Origin of the sequence: Pedobacter sp., assembly GCF_041645105.1 — a bacterium.
Lineage (GTDB): Bacteria > Bacteroidota > Bacteroidia > Sphingobacteriales > Sphingobacteriaceae > Pedobacter.
Genome location: NZ_JBAZQQ010000013.1, coordinates 22300 through 36414, shown reverse-complemented (window position 1 = coordinate 36414; position 14115 = coordinate 22300). Strand labels below are relative to the sequence as shown.

20 protein-coding genes are annotated in these 14115 nt (G+C 41.4%); all 20 read right to left on the bottom strand.

The genetic code is table 11. The features are described 5' to 3' along the window. The coding region (locus tag WC623_RS24255; RefSeq protein ID WP_372856064.1) for a hypothetical protein at positions 1-424 on the bottom strand (424 nt) is incomplete at its 3' end. 11 nt (positions 425-435) lie between these two features. Further along, positions 436-849 (bottom strand): hypothetical protein, encoded by a 414-nt coding sequence (locus tag WC623_RS24250; RefSeq protein ID WP_372856062.1) that lies wholly within the window; start codon positions 847-849, stop codon positions 436-438. Between the two features lie 77 nt (positions 850-926). Then, on the bottom strand, positions 927-1970 hold the full coding sequence (locus WC623_RS24245) for a hypothetical protein (protein WP_372856060.1): 1044 nt from the start codon (positions 1968-1970) through the stop codon (positions 927-929). A 22-nt stretch (positions 1971-1992) separates the two neighbouring features. Further along, positions 1993-2517, bottom strand: a complete 525-nt coding sequence (locus WC623_RS24240) for a hypothetical protein (protein ID WP_372856058.1) — start codon at positions 2515-2517, stop codon at positions 1993-1995. Next, entirely contained in the window at positions 2517-3002 is a 486-nt protein-coding gene (locus WC623_RS24235; RefSeq protein ID WP_372856056.1) for a hypothetical protein, read from the bottom strand. The genes WC623_RS24240 and WC623_RS24235 overlap by 1 nt, the downstream gene beginning before the upstream one ends. Next, positions 2999-3571, bottom strand: a complete 573-nt coding sequence (locus tag WC623_RS24230; protein ID WP_372856054.1) for a hypothetical protein — start codon at positions 3569-3571, stop codon at positions 2999-3001. Before WC623_RS24230 ends, WC623_RS24235 begins: the two co-directional genes overlap by 4 nt. 1 nt (position 3572) lies before the next feature. Further along, positions 3573-4013 carry a hypothetical protein gene (locus WC623_RS24225; RefSeq protein ID WP_372856052.1) on the bottom strand — a complete coding sequence of 147 codons (441 nt, stop codon included), beginning with the start codon at positions 4011-4013 and terminating at the stop codon, positions 3573-3575. A 30-nt stretch (positions 4014-4043) separates the two neighbouring features. Beyond that, positions 4044-4376, bottom strand: a complete 333-nt coding sequence (locus WC623_RS24220; RefSeq protein WP_372856050.1) for a hypothetical protein — start codon at positions 4374-4376, stop codon at positions 4044-4046. 59 nt (positions 4377-4435) lie between these two features. Further along, positions 4436-5635 carry a major capsid protein gene (locus WC623_RS24215; RefSeq protein ID WP_372856048.1) on the bottom strand — a complete coding sequence of 400 codons (1200 nt, stop codon included), beginning with the start codon at positions 5633-5635 and terminating at the stop codon, positions 4436-4438. 15 nt (positions 5636-5650) lie between these two features. Beyond that, the gene (locus tag WC623_RS24210; protein WP_372856046.1) at positions 5651-6232 is read right to left on the bottom strand and encodes a hypothetical protein; all 582 of its coding nucleotides are present in this window, start codon (positions 6230-6232) and stop codon (positions 5651-5653) included. Positions 6233-6236: 4 nt separating this feature from the next. Next, positions 6237-7796, bottom strand: coding sequence for a ChaB family protein (locus tag WC623_RS24205; protein WP_372856044.1), 1560 nt, complete (start codon positions 7794-7796; stop codon positions 6237-6239). A gap of 909 nt (positions 7797-8705) precedes the next feature. Next, positions 8706-10892: a hypothetical protein gene (locus WC623_RS24200; protein WP_372856042.1), complete on the bottom strand. Its 2187-nt coding sequence runs from the start codon at positions 10890-10892 to the stop codon at positions 8706-8708. 84 nt (positions 10893-10976) lie between these two features. Further along, on the bottom strand, positions 10977-11210 hold the full coding sequence (locus WC623_RS24195) for a hypothetical protein (protein ID WP_372856040.1): 234 nt from the start codon (positions 11208-11210) through the stop codon (positions 10977-10979). A 406-nt stretch (positions 11211-11616) separates the two neighbouring features. Then, on the bottom strand, positions 11617-11877 hold the full coding sequence (locus WC623_RS24190; protein WP_372856038.1) for a hypothetical protein: 261 nt from the start codon (positions 11875-11877) through the stop codon (positions 11617-11619). After that, positions 11858-12169 carry a hypothetical protein gene (locus WC623_RS24185; protein ID WP_372856036.1) on the bottom strand — a complete coding sequence of 104 codons (312 nt, stop codon included), beginning with the start codon at positions 12167-12169 and terminating at the stop codon, positions 11858-11860. The genes WC623_RS24190 and WC623_RS24185 overlap by 20 nt, the downstream gene beginning before the upstream one ends. After that, the gene (locus WC623_RS24180; RefSeq protein ID WP_372856033.1) at positions 12162-12560 is read right to left on the bottom strand and encodes a hypothetical protein; all 399 of its coding nucleotides are present in this window, start codon (positions 12558-12560) and stop codon (positions 12162-12164) included. The genes WC623_RS24185 and WC623_RS24180 overlap by 8 nt, the downstream gene beginning before the upstream one ends. Before the next feature lie 109 nt (positions 12561-12669). Continuing rightward, on the bottom strand, positions 12670-12885 hold the full coding sequence (locus WC623_RS24175; protein ID WP_372856031.1) for a hypothetical protein: 216 nt from the start codon (positions 12883-12885) through the stop codon (positions 12670-12672). 88 nt (positions 12886-12973) lie between these two features. Further along, the gene (locus WC623_RS24170; protein ID WP_372856029.1) at positions 12974-13192 is read right to left on the bottom strand and encodes a hypothetical protein; all 219 of its coding nucleotides are present in this window, start codon (positions 13190-13192) and stop codon (positions 12974-12976) included. After that, positions 13189-13377 (bottom strand): hypothetical protein, encoded by a 189-nt coding sequence (locus WC623_RS24165; RefSeq protein WP_372856027.1) that lies wholly within the window; start codon positions 13375-13377, stop codon positions 13189-13191. The genes WC623_RS24170 and WC623_RS24165 overlap by 4 nt, the downstream gene beginning before the upstream one ends. Positions 13378-13417: 40 nt before the next feature. Then, entirely contained in the window at positions 13418-13567 is a 150-nt protein-coding gene (locus tag WC623_RS24160) for a hypothetical protein (protein ID WP_372856025.1), read from the bottom strand. Between the last annotated feature and the right edge of the window lie 548 nt (positions 13568-14115).

Here is a 14115-nt window from a genome sequence, read left to right as displayed (position 1 = left end):
AAGCCAATCCATCTGAGAGATATTTATCCCCATAAATAAAAGTATCAGGTGCGTCTACCACTATATGATGAGGAGCGGCAGGAAGGACAGTAACCATTGCAACGGCAGAGACCTCGCCCTGCCTTGCGGTTATCATTGCCCTTCCTGCCTTCGGAAGGGTAAAGATGCCTGTATCTGTAATTATACCGTCTGAGGCTGAAAACAGAGCGTCAATCTTTTTGCCGTCCTTATTAAGGGCAACAAACTGGAGAGGGACACCAGCAATTGCAACGCCAGATAGAGGAGAGATTGATATTGGTTCAACGGTCTGCGTGCCTACTGTTGATGTTCCTGTGGTAGAGGTACCAATGGTGGTATCGGTTGCAGATACAAACTGTGTACATAGCAGAAACAAAATAGTTAAAAAAAAGGTTGGAATTCTCATAATATTTGCTCCTATGGACTAACATCAATATAATGCACCACGATTGCTGTTGCCCCTAAAGTTGATACTTTCAATGATAAACCTGAGACACTGTAATTTATCTGCGTTCCAAATGCTGAAGGTGCTACTCCTAAATACCCTTGGTAGAATATAGAATCATCCGTATTCTGAAATTTGGCAACGCCCTTATTGACGGTATCAAGGCTATGAATCTCAATTCCATAAACTTTAATGGTATGCCCTGTTGCTACTGTTATTAAAACATGATTAGACACGGCTGTATCTGTGCCATAATATAGATAGCTACATCCAGGATATGGCAATACTGATGTAGTTACTGTGCCTTTTATAGCTTGATCCCCGCCTGCGAATGAATATGTTGCTATCATCAAAAATAGGAATACTATTGTTAGTTGTCTAATCATTTTCATATATTTTTACCTCATTATACATAATTGCTGGGACAGGCACAATACCACCTGTCCTGACGCTTTCCCCATTATTATGGGGTGTATTCGAATATTGAAAGTCTTATTGTTCCTGCGTTTACTGCCTCGCTGGACTTAGCGTAGACAGTAATGACTGTACCTGCTACCTTTGCCAACGGTCTACTATTTGACACTGTAAATGCTGGACTTGCTGGACTTGTCTGCCCATAAATATCTCTAAGTGCAGTACCATCTGATATTTTATATTCCATATCATATCCACCTGTAAATACTACACCATCAATCTTCCCTGATTTAGCGGTTGTAACAGTATGGCTTGCTACTCCTATCCAAGCACCTGTTGCAATATTTGACACTACATATGTTTTCTCAATCGTATCCCCTGCAACTTGTGAAGCAATGGCATAAATCTGCCCTGCTGCGTCCTGCTTAATCTGCACGCCTAAATTGCCTAACATCGTTACAGAACCAACAGTATTCGCCCCTGCTGGGATACTTGATGCTAAGTCAAAGTCCCCGATATTATTGTTCCCTGCGGGGATTGAACTGGCAATATCCACATCACCGATATTGTTTGTTCCTGCTGGGATACTTGATGCCAAATCTACATTCCCAATATTGTTATCGCCTGCTGGCAAGCTCACATTAAAAGCTGAAATTGCCACACTACCGATATTGTTCACACCTGCTGGGATGGAACTTGCCAAGTCAAAATCCCCGATGTTGTTATTCCCTGCGGGAATACTGGATGCTAAGTCAAAATCACCGATGTTATTGTTGCCAGCGGGAATACTTACATTTATCGCAGAGATAGCTACACTACCCATCACATTTGTTCCCGTTGGGATTGAGCTGGCTAAGTCAAAATCGCCGATGTTATTTGTCCCTGCGGGGAGACTTACGGAAAACTCATCAATCTTCACACTCTGTTTGCCATTTGCAAAAGCAATCCCTTGTGTGCCTGCAATACACAATCCACACACTAACAATCCTAATACTATTCTTCTCATTTTCGTTCCTCCTAAATTTTTATTCGTTTCTAACTTCATTCTTCTCATTTTCGTTCCTCCTAAATTTTTATTCGTTTCTAACTTCATTTTGTGTTTCACCCCCTTTTGGTTATAAATTTTTCTTCCGGTTGGATAGAATTATACCTACTTTGAATATCTGTGTCTGTCCGCTTTTGTTCCGAACGACTACCTGATAATTTTTGAACTGACTTAAATTGATTGATACTGGTGGTTGGAAAATGCCGTTTGTGCTGGCTGGTGCTATTTCACCGCCAAGGGCAAGGTTTGCGCCAATATACACAGCATAGTTGTAATAGTCTACGGTTGATGTTTCATCCCTGATTATTGTGATGTACTCAAGATAAACCTCATAACCCGGAACAGGGTCAGTCACCCATGTCTCGTTATAGTTTCCTGATTGCCCCGCAAGAATGGTCATGTCAATAGTTTTGAATGTCTGGTTTGGTTGTGCTTGCCAGACAGGGGTATTCACACCTGTTATCGTGCCGCTTGTTCGCAATTCCTTTGTGCTTGGATTATAAGCATTGGTCAAGACTTGATCCGATGTCAATGCCCATCCATGTCCAGCACATAATCCCAAAATTAATCCTACAATTGCTATGATTTTCTTCATTAAAATACCTCCGTCCTCTTGATTGCCTCTACCTTCACCATGCCGCCCTGAATCCAGCCGTTTCCTTTCAATCTGAATCCTGGTGTAATCTCTGTGATGCTCAATTCCCTGCAAAAACCACCCAGTGTATTGTTGCGTCTCAATACTGCCACTATTGCCCATAATGCCTGTTGGATGTTCATCACATTTGTTTCATTCTCAACTTCTTCTGCGTAATAATGAATCGTTGCTCTCAATGTTACATCTTTTTGCTGATATGGCACACCAGCTTGATTATCCGTTGCCCCCTCAAATTCAATACACAGATAAGGATATTGAGGGATAACCAACATATCTACCTCGCTAATCCCCTGTAATCCAAAAGTATATGTTGATGTATGTTCTGCATCCCCTTCTCGCCATTTTAGATCAACGGTAAGATTATTCTCAAAAAGCAACTTGAGATTGCTGATAAAATCGTTGTAAATAAAGCCTGTTTGTATCATCTTACCACTCCCGATGTTGCCCTTGCCATTCGTCTTGCATTAACAATGCCTTTCCTTACATATTCTGTCAATGCCTTTGTCATGTCTACCGCATCATCGGGGAACAATTTCATAAACTCCCTCTGCGGTGTTGACATCCAGCACATATCATGCCGTCTGGCATACTTAATCTCATCAAGATTAATCCCCCATACCATGTGGTCTTTGGCAAGCGTGGTAACATTCCCATCTGCACCTTCAACGGTTGCTGCTCTCCACATTCTGCCGGACAATTTCAGGATTGTATTGGGGTATGCAGATTTTTTCTTCTTTGATGATTTTAAGTATGCCTCAGAGAGCTTAACCCACTTGCCCCGCCCCTCGGTTGCAAAGGTATTGGCTACGCTTTTCTGTACAATCGGCTGTATTTTTTTCCATAAGGGGATCAGGTCATCCAGTAATCCCTGTGGCACTTCGTTAATAAATCGGCTCACCTCAGCGAATGACTTCCCCTCATAGCCGAGGTTAATAAACATCCTGCCGCCTATTGCCGGTTGTCCGCCTTTCATGCCAAAAATAGGGTTGCCCATGCTACACCTCTATCTCGCCATCACCGATACCAGAAACACCGACCTTGTTGAATACAGGTTTTGGTGTTTCATATAGTGGCAAGCTACTGGTTATATTCCCCTGCTTTGTAGCCGTATCAAAAGTAATCTGTCTTGATTCTATTTTCTCCCAAAGTTTTTCAGCCTCTTTTCTCCACTCATTAACTGCTTCCGGCAAGCCATCAGGGTTGTTCGTGGGGAATAGGCTAACATAGATTTTATATGCCGCCCAGTTTTGTTCTATTATTTTAATCGTTGTTGAATTTATCGTCAATGGTACTTTGTACCCTAATGAGCTTAATCCTTCGTTAATTTTGCCATACTCATCATCGATATATGCCTGTGCCTCAATCTCGGTCAAATGGTCTGTTGTATCCGCCCCGATTTTGATCTTGTTTTTGGTTACTCTTAATATTCGTTTCAAATCATTTTCTAAGCTGCAATAACCCATGTTTTACCCCAATAATACTTGAATTTGTGCTTTAGATTCCTCAGATACACGGCTTGCGGGCTTAACCAAGTTTTCTACATATTGTCTGTTTTGTTTGATTAATTCGCCCCATGTGATATTATCGTTTTTGTATTTTCCTAATCCAACGATTGAGTTTGTAAATATTGCATTCTCTTCTGTCTCTTCTGTCTCCACAACCTCGGCTACCCTGCCATGCTCTCTTAAATCAGTTTCGGTCAATGCAATTAATCGCTGGCTTGGATTCTCCACAATTGCACCCTTGCCGTATTGTTTCCCATCAACTGTCAATCCTTCAAGTAATATTCTAACTGTCATGGCTACTCCTTTTTGATGAGGGGATGTTTTTGCCCCATCCCCTCATCCTGATTGTTCGCTTATGCTACATCTGCATACACACTGCCACATCTGTAATACATTCTCGGCAATCCATAAATGCCGCCAATAACTTCTACAGTCGGTGGGTCGTCGTTCCCTCTGTCGATTGTCTTTGTAAATTTCCCAGCCTTGGGATTATCCAATCCGGAGTATGCACTTGGCACAGTTGCAAAATCCATGAGGTTGCCCGTTGGGGGTTTCCCTGTCATAATAAATTTATCATCAGGGATGAAAGTCTTAAACAGACTGGCACTTGCCCCCACGGCTTTGGCAGATTCTAATGCTGATACTGTCAGGGTGGTTTCTGAAACGCCTGATACTGTTACCCAGCATTCATCACCCATGCCTTTGTTCAGCACAACCACATCACCAATCTCAACTCCTGTTGCATCGGCTACTGTGATTGAGGTTGCGTTTATTGCGGCTGCCACAGTTAGCTGTGTCTGAATGGTATAACCTTCATCATATACTTCATACTCAATCCCTGCAATAGCAGAACGCAGTATCTCTGTAAGTGAACCGGTATTGACCATATCCCTGCCAAATTGGTGTTTTACCATCTCTCTGATGATCGAGTTAGAAAACAGGTATTTTTCAACTTGACTTGTGAACCAAATCTTGTTGATTTTTAATCCTGTTCCCCTCATCAATAACTTCCATGCTGCAATATCGCTAAGAGGATCTGCATTAGCTGTGTCGCTCCATGCCACTGCTGCGGTTGGTTTGAATCTTGTCGGGATTTTGTAATCTATGTCGAAATTCAATCCATTACCACGGATAGGCAATACGCCGGACAATGCTTTCCATCTTGCCCACTCGATACGAGTTTCAATCTGCGTATTGAGTACAGCTAATTGTCTCAGCACAATATCCTTACCCCATACCTGATCAAGTGTCCCTGGTTTTCTCAACTCCGTCAAATCGCCTTCGGTAAAAACAACTTTACCTCTGAAATGTGCCGCCTCAAATGTTACCGTCTGCACACCGGGGACTTCCATTAGCGGGGATTCAGCATTCAGGCTTACCGGAGGCACCATTCCTGTTGCTCCCATCAATATATCCCATTTTATCGGACTTTGTGTATTTACTACAGGTGCAAACTGTGCCCCTTTATACTGCGTGGGGTCAGTAGTAAACTCCTGTATAACCGCTTGGATATATGATGGTCTTAATATCTTCAATTCTCCATATACGCTCATAATCTTTTACCTCCTTTACGCCCATATCAATCTCTGGCACGCAGACTTGTCAAGGTTTGTCACCCTGAAACAGTTACTTTCTGAAAGAATGCCGTGGTTGACTACTGCTACAGGCACATCACCTGTATCAATACCATCAACTTGGTCATTCAATACTACCACATTCGCACTCAATTCTGAACCGTTAGTCAACAGCACATATGCTGCGTTTGCCACGGTATACCCATTAGTAGTTGTCCCAATGGTCAATGTCTTTGCCGTTGCATCAACCACTGTGATTGTTTTACTTTCTGTGTTTATGCCGTCCGTAATGTTCAATACATCGCCAACCAAGAAACCGACCACACTTGCCACGGTCACGGTTGTATCCGCAATCAGCTTATTAACTGTCAATAAACTTCGTTGGTTAAACTGCATATACTTGCCGTTTGCAATTATCCTGCCCAATACTGTCCCTTTCCTTATTTGCGTATCAACCGCACCGGATGTGTCTCTTGCTCTCGTGGCAAGAGTAGCACTCCCAATCTGTGCGTGAGATGATGCCAGAATTTCAGAAGGGATTGCCTGTTGTACTTCGCTATATCCTATTCTTCCCATTGTCTTATCCCTCCTTTACGGCAAATCCAGCCGCTTTCATATCTGCTTTTACATCTAATCTTACCTGTGATTCTTGTTCTGACAGTGTTATTTCTCCACTTGCCTTTGTCCGCTCGGACAAGTCAATCACTGCCGGTCTCATGTCCATCATCTTCCTGAATGCGTCCCCTGGTGTCATTGCAATTTCCTTGCCTGTTGCGTCTGAGAGCTTAATCACATCGGCATCTGTGCCCTTGTGCGATAGGATTACCCTTGCAAAATCTACCTCAAACGGGTACAATTTACAGGCATCGTTAAACTTCTTGACCTCAGCGTCAACCTCTGCCTGCCACAGTTTAGCCTCTGTGACTTTATGCAGCGTTTCTGTTGCTTGCTGTTTTGCAGTAACATCTGATAGCTGTATTTCCATTGCCGCAATCTTATCTTGTGCTGCTTTTAATTCTTCCATTTTGGTTCTTCCTCCTTCTGTTAGTTTTTTCTCTTTTTCGACTTTCTCTTTTTCGACTTTCTCTTTTTCGACCTTTTTAATCTCAGAGAAAGTCATGATCGTCATTGCTTTCTCTTTATATTCGTCTGGAAGTCTATCATAGATTCGCTTGCTTATGATTTTCTTCTCATCCTCGGTGTAGTGATTGGTATGCATTTCTCCATATCCATAACTACCGATGAAATTTCTGTATGAGCACATTATTTCTTCTTGGTCTATCGGGTAGGAATAATTGACAGGGTCTGCAAACTGATCGTCAGTAAGATGTCTATATCTATCAGGCAATTCCAGATACGTGCTGTCTTTGACTCCGATACCATATTCTTTACTTCTCGCTGCCTGTGCCGCTGTCAATGTTCCTGTTCCGTCTGCCATCTTAAAAACCTCCCCTAATATCTTCATATCATCTATTGCCGCAGTTTCAGACATGCAAACAGGGGATAGTCCTGTCAAAAACGGCTTATTCGTAACAGAACCACCAACAAGACAAACGCCCTGCCCTTCCTTGCTTACCTTGTCAATGTAATTTTCCACATATTCAGGACTAAAATATTTGAATGCCTTCTCGCTCAGAAGTGTCAAACCCTTCTCTGTCCACTCGATTAATCCCTTTAACTTGCCATCCTCAATCTTGACCTCTTTGAACTCTCCAATTCTGCCAAGGCCATCATTATGCTCAATCGTGATTGATACATCCCTGCCTAATATTCGATTACTGAAATTATCAGCAAACTTCTTGAGCTTGTCGGCTGTAATGTTGATCTGCCCGTATATCTGGTGCTGCCAGGTGCCTTCTCTGATTATGTCAATCCAGCTTGTTTTTGTCTCTGTCTCAATAGCAACCTCGGAAAGCTCAATCACCGATATATAATCATAAGCCATTTTCTTAATCTCAACCCAGTTCCCCTTCTCGTCCTGCTCGTATACATTTTTAGTTGCAGCCCAAGCGGTGGCGGTTGCTTTTGTCTCATCCTTCTCGTATTCCACATAGGCGGCATTATAGGCTTTTATCCAGATCGTCTTGCCGTGTGCGGGTAGATTCTTAATCTGGTCTGGTGGGTTGTCGATTTTATACATCTTTTTTGTCTCCTTGTTTTCAGGCAATAAAAAAAGGCTGTAGCAATGACCCACTTTCTCAAGTAGATAATCACTACAGCCTCTATATAATAGTCAGCTTAATGGTCAAGCCATTAGCCTCTATATAGTCAGCATTTTTTATTCAATTTTTGAAAATAAAAAATTGCCTGAATATGAAGGATAATGCATCTATACATTAATATCATTCATTATTGACAATCTCTATTCATAGTTAGTCTCTTCTATCTCTTGGACTTGCTTTTTATCTTTATACCGTTTGCAATAATACAAAGATAATCTTCAAGAAGAGACTAACTATGGATACTTATCTTTCTCTTAGCTTATAGCCTTGAAGGCTCTGAAGCTACCTGAGAGAAAAAAACAAGTCCTTCTTTAGGATTGATAGAAATTAAAACACAAGAGGATGGGTAGTCTTCCCCCCTCCCCCTATGTTACTCTTTCCTAAAAGGAGAAGTAATTCGGATTTTTAATTGTATGTTTGCAAACTATTGATGATGAAATCTAAACGCTCATAGCCTCGTTAGGTCTTTCGCCACCTGTCAGGTAGGCTTAACAAGTCCTCAGAAGAACCCTTACCTGATTCGATATCATTACTATACCCTATCTTTTCTATTTTGTCAAGTAATTTTTGCAATTATTTCACTTTTTTATACAAAAACTTTCCTACCTTGATAATTCCGTCAACTTTCTGCTCGATTATTAGACAGACAGGGGTATAATTCTGTATCTTAATTGTAATCGATACGATTTCATTATTGTATTTTAATATTCCATATTCTAAGTCTGTCACATTCTCCAATAAACTCATAAAAATATGACTTGGAATGTGTGGTCTTGCCTTCAATATCAATGGGTTGTTTTCTTGCATATCTATTTTCTCCTCTACCATTACCACAGCGTTCTATGTGCCATCAACTCCGGGTCAACACCCTTAAAATCAGCATCAGGGATATTCTCTGGACGCTCCTGCTCGGTGACATACACCATCAAGCACCTACATCCAGCATGGAGTGGAGGTGTAAAGTCGTTTGCCCTTGGATCGCCTTCGTCAAATACTTGCTGATCTAAATCCTCACACAGCGGACAGGTTGCCTCATCCAATAATGCCGAATATATTTCTCGGACTACAGCCGCCCCTTGTTCTGCCCCTTGTTTCATGGATTCTTCCCGGGCAATATTGAAAACCGCTGGAGTTACAAATCCTGCTGCTGAAACTATGCTTTTTTCAATGTAGCCGTCAAAGGCTTTCCGCACGCCATACAGAACCTCTTTGGTTGAGACTTCCCGCCGTACTCCTTCCAACGCTGCGGTCAGGGCATTAAATTGCACATCACTTATAATCTTATCCCCTAAACTTGCAACCTTTCCGGAAAGAAATATCTGTGCCGCCTGCTTGGTGGTTACTTGTATCCCCAACTCTTTCGCAATAGCCTTTTGTCCATAACTGAAAACATCATCCATATACTCCTTCAGAAATGCCTTAACCTCGGCACCACCTTTGACACTAATATTCGTTATAGCTGATATGTCCCGATTAAGCAAAGCGGTTTCCAATTCTGCAAGATAAGATACTTTTTGAGCACCAAGAATCTCGCCCATCTTCTCAACAAAATACTCCTCTGCCGTGTCGAATTTACCCTTGATTTCAGCAAAGGCAATTTTTTGTTCCCATTGGCTCAAATCCCTGTGCCACTTCTCTGGAGTCTCGGACATTTTTATCTTTGGCTTTTCGTTTTTAGTTATCTCAATCGGGGCAGGTGTTTTCTCTGGTTCTTTCGCTGCTGCTGCCACTGTTTCATCATACAGCGGTATCCCCACCTGTTCTGCCAGATATTCTAATAGTTTGTTACTCACCGGTATCTGGTTGGATTTCACCATCTCGGAGACAATGGTTGTTACAAGATCTTTTTTCTCTTTTGAAAGCCCATCACTTATCACCGTTGCGGTTGGGGCAGTAGCACCAAAATTATACAGCACTAAATCTGGTATTAAATACAAATTCACAGAGTCGATAATATCCTTCAATAATGCCTCAAGACTATGGAGAAAATAATCCAGTTGTGCGGTTGCCATGCTCCGGCTGCCAACCTCGGTACTCTGTGTGAATGCCTTCTCCTGTGCATATACACCAACCAATACCATCCTTAGTAGGTGCTCAATGTAGCTGATGAACATTTCCCCCCGCTGGTCATCTGCCAAATATTCTAATGTCCACTCATAACTGCCATCGTCAAGTTTAGTATTGGGCAAAGCAACTATTTTTTTTGAGTTCAGCGACTTTGCGGTTTTTATTGCCTCGGTCATGCCATCAAATTCATTACCATTAGAATCAGTTATTTTCCCTACTGGACCGCGTGATATGATTGATTTCTCCCCCCTTCGTTCGTAATATTTGCTACAAAATTGATACATCAGCGTTACAGCATACCAAGGATCGTAAGCATACTTAATCCTGGAGTTGCCATATAGTCCGCCAAACTCTTGATCATGGATGTATACAAATGTCTTCTCTGGTGTGATTACTATATCTTCTTGTTTGAATCCGTTGAAGCCTCCCAAATCTGTGCTCTGGAGTGTTACTCGTGGTGGGTACAGGTCTTTGATTTTTTTGTATACCCATCCATCTCTTTGCTTGTCTTCTGTCAGTCCTGCGGCTGATTGTATGGTATAATTCACAGTGTCCTGCATCCATACCTTTTCATGCGGTGCTCTGCCAAAGACTAATCCTCCACGCAAACTGGATTTAACCAGCCGTCTCCATAACCGTTTTATAACCACCTCGACAAATGCCATTATATCGGGATCTGAACACTGAATAAACACATTGGTTGACATTAATGGCAGTTCTATGGTCATTAATCCTGCGTGTATCTGTGGGTGTTTTCTCATCCGATTAAAGGTTTCGTCTAAGATTGTTTCTGGATTGTATGTCCCAAGGTATGATGACATCCCAGGAGTAATATATTCTACTCCGGACTGTGATTTTTCTGATAAATCTGGCTTGATTTTGGATTGCTGTTCTGCAAACTTGAGAAGTTCTTTCTGGATTTTAGCGTCAAGAAAAGGAATTTTCATGGACTAACTCCTTGAAAAGCGTGATATTCTGTAATATACTACATTTCTTCGTGTTTGTCAAGAAGTTTTTTAGATTTTCTTAGGTTATAGGATTACAAAGGTATCTTTGGCTGTTTCTACCGGAACGAAGGATGTTTTGAAGGTGTAATCTGCTTTGTCTGCCTTCTTGGGTTTCTTAATCACCATCTTATGTTTTTGTTTAGCTGCTTTCAGGGTTGGGTTGTTGGGGATGGGGCAGTTGAAGATGTTTAGTTCAATTGTTTGCCTCTGTGTAGTTTGAGAAAAAATAAAAAAAGCCGCTTTTTTAGGAATATCCATCTGCATATAGAAAAGGCAGTAACCTTTAACAATTACTGCCTTCGCTATACCTAAAAAGTGCTACTTACTAACTCACGACAATTAGTATGCCTGTATAAATTTATATTAACTTTTCCGCTTTAGCCTTATCGAGATGTATTCCCTCCATATTAGAGAGGGATTATCGTCTTCAAGTCGCTGGGTCAATCAAGTTATTTTTTAAGACTTCCCCCCTACCCCCCCTACAGATAAGAGACTGTATTGAGAAAGGGAAACTAAATATTCAATTCAAACTCCGTCTGATGTGAAGCCATAATTTCAGGCTTACCGAGCTCGCCACCAATTATCGGGCTGGACACCAAGTCGTGAAAAGCTTCCCAGCACTTTTTTAGAGGTGATATAAATATACCATATTTTTCCCAAAATGTCAAGAAGTTTTTTTAATTATTTTTATTGATGGAAAAGTTGGAATATCTAAATTTGGCTCAAATGGTAGAAAGGTTACTCGTGGTTTTGAATTATAACAAGCAATTGCCAATACAATCTTATCATTTTTTTGTTTTTGATAAAAAATCGGGTGTATTTCTCCACAACGATTACATTTGATTTTGTCCACAGGGTCAATGCTGAAATTCGTTATCCAGCTTTCACCTGTTTTGCTCTTTGTTTTAACTTTTTTTGGTAACATTCTCCACCTCCTTTACCATCTGGCATCTGCTGCATTTCTCGCAATATGGAATATGCTTCATGCTGATATTCCATTCCCGTTCAATCTCTGCCACCTCTGGATGGTGACTTACCGTTTCCCAGAACTCATCATTTGATTTTATGGGATAAATTGTGTGTCGCTTTATCCCATTAGCACAAAAAAAGACTATCACCCCGCCCTTGACCTCCACGACATGATGTGGTAGTTTCGCTATTGCCACCACTTCCGATGGCAATATGCCGAATATATCGGCTAATGTTAGATTACCCATTGTTATTCCCTCCTTGCAACTCTACTCTGCGAATTTTTACTTCTGTGCTTGTGTCCCTTTCCCTTTCAGCATTACAACCATCACACCATTGTTGAGCAATATTTTCTAATGTTTCCCAACATGCTGGAGTATAGAGATTTTCTCGCCCCCCCTTCTCTGCATAATCATATAGGCAATATTGGTCAGCATTTTCGTATTCTCCAGCCGTTAGCCCATACTGGTTAAATACTGCCAATATATCCTTGCTTGCTTTACTCTCAATCCACAATCCATGATGTTTACTTTGCTGTGTTACCCCCTCAAATATAGTAATACTGCCATCCTCTAATCCTTGAGCCAGCCATCCGACCGTACCAATATTATACCCTATTCTCTTAACTGTGATATTCATTATCTTTGCCTCCTTGTCTTAATTTTTGCCAGCCGTTCAGCCAGCCGATATAGTGCCGTAATCGTTGCCAGCCGTTCCCGCTGGTGCTTGCGTCGCCGTAGCCATAATTTTACCCTCCCAAGTAATCGCATGATTCTTTCACCTCCCTGTTTTCTGATTCTTCTTCTCTCCACTCCTTCGCTGCATCTGCTCCGCAGGTAGTTCTACCTGCACATCTGTAACATATTTCATTACACATTTTGCATCCTCCTCTATTTAGATTCTCAGTATATCCCTTTCTGGCAGGCCACCAACCTGATAGCCTCCCAGCAGGGGATATACCCATCCTCTGCCTTACGGGTTTTACCGCTTGTACATAATAGCCACCCCCCTTGCCCTGGCATGACCCGGGCTGGTTGATGCTGGCTTTAATTCTATAATATTTCTTTCCCGTCGCTATCCACTGCCCTCAACATTTGTTCCCCGATCCAGGTTATTAACATCTCCCCTTGCCGGTTGCAAACAATATACCCTAATTTTTTGTATGCGTTCAATTTTGAAGAGCTATAAGCATACATTTCGGATCTCAAAATTGAAGTAGTCGAGCTTAATCCCAATTTACTGTTGACAACATCCAGATATTTTGTTTTCATAATTTTGATACCTCCTTTTCCCCTTTTTTGGTCAACAAATACCTGCCCATTCTGAATACTAATCGCAGGTATCCTTGAGTACAGAGTTTTTTTGTCATCTCTTCGTCAAAATCGTTTACCGTTGGATCAAAACCTGGATCGTTCCACAGGTGCAAAACATCCGTTTCGTTTTCTGTCAATTTCATCTTTCCATCTCCTCCCCTTATCCCTGGGGGCAAGGAATTTTTAATCCAATCCAAGGCTTTTACTTAATGCTTCACTTCCAAACCTTAATAATGCTTCATAAATAGCCTGTTCTGTTTGCATCATGCTTTCAAGCTCTGCTATTACTGCCCTGTCCCTTAGTGTCATTGCTTTCGCTTCGTACTTTTTCATCTTCCCTACCTCCTGAACCTAAACTTTTAAGGCTTCCGTTGCCCTACATAATATATATAGCAAGTTCCATGCCAGAATAAGCAAGCATATCATAAGTATAGTATTTGTAGTGAGTTATGGATATTCCATAAGAAAAGATAAAGAAAAAAGTGTACTTATAGGTACATATAAAATGAAGGGAAAAGCTATGCCACTATTATAAGTATAGTAGTATGAGTGGTTTATAAAAGTGTACTGATAAAAACGCAATGTGTACCCGTAGGTACAGTTTTTGATTGTTTCACAAATACAGATTTAAGCGGAGGGCATTTAATCGATTATTTCATGTTTATTTTTAATTTTGGACAACAAAAAGGGTGGAGACAATGAAGGTAAAATTGCCCCCACCCCATAACAAGGAGTTGTGAAAAGATGCCTAATATTCACTGATTATCTTGCTGTTTGTCGGCATTCGCATTGCCTTGAGACTCTTGCCGTTCGCACCGCTGAATGTAGCATCTGAGGGCAACATCACCCTCCACAATGAGAATACGCCCTTGGACTTCACA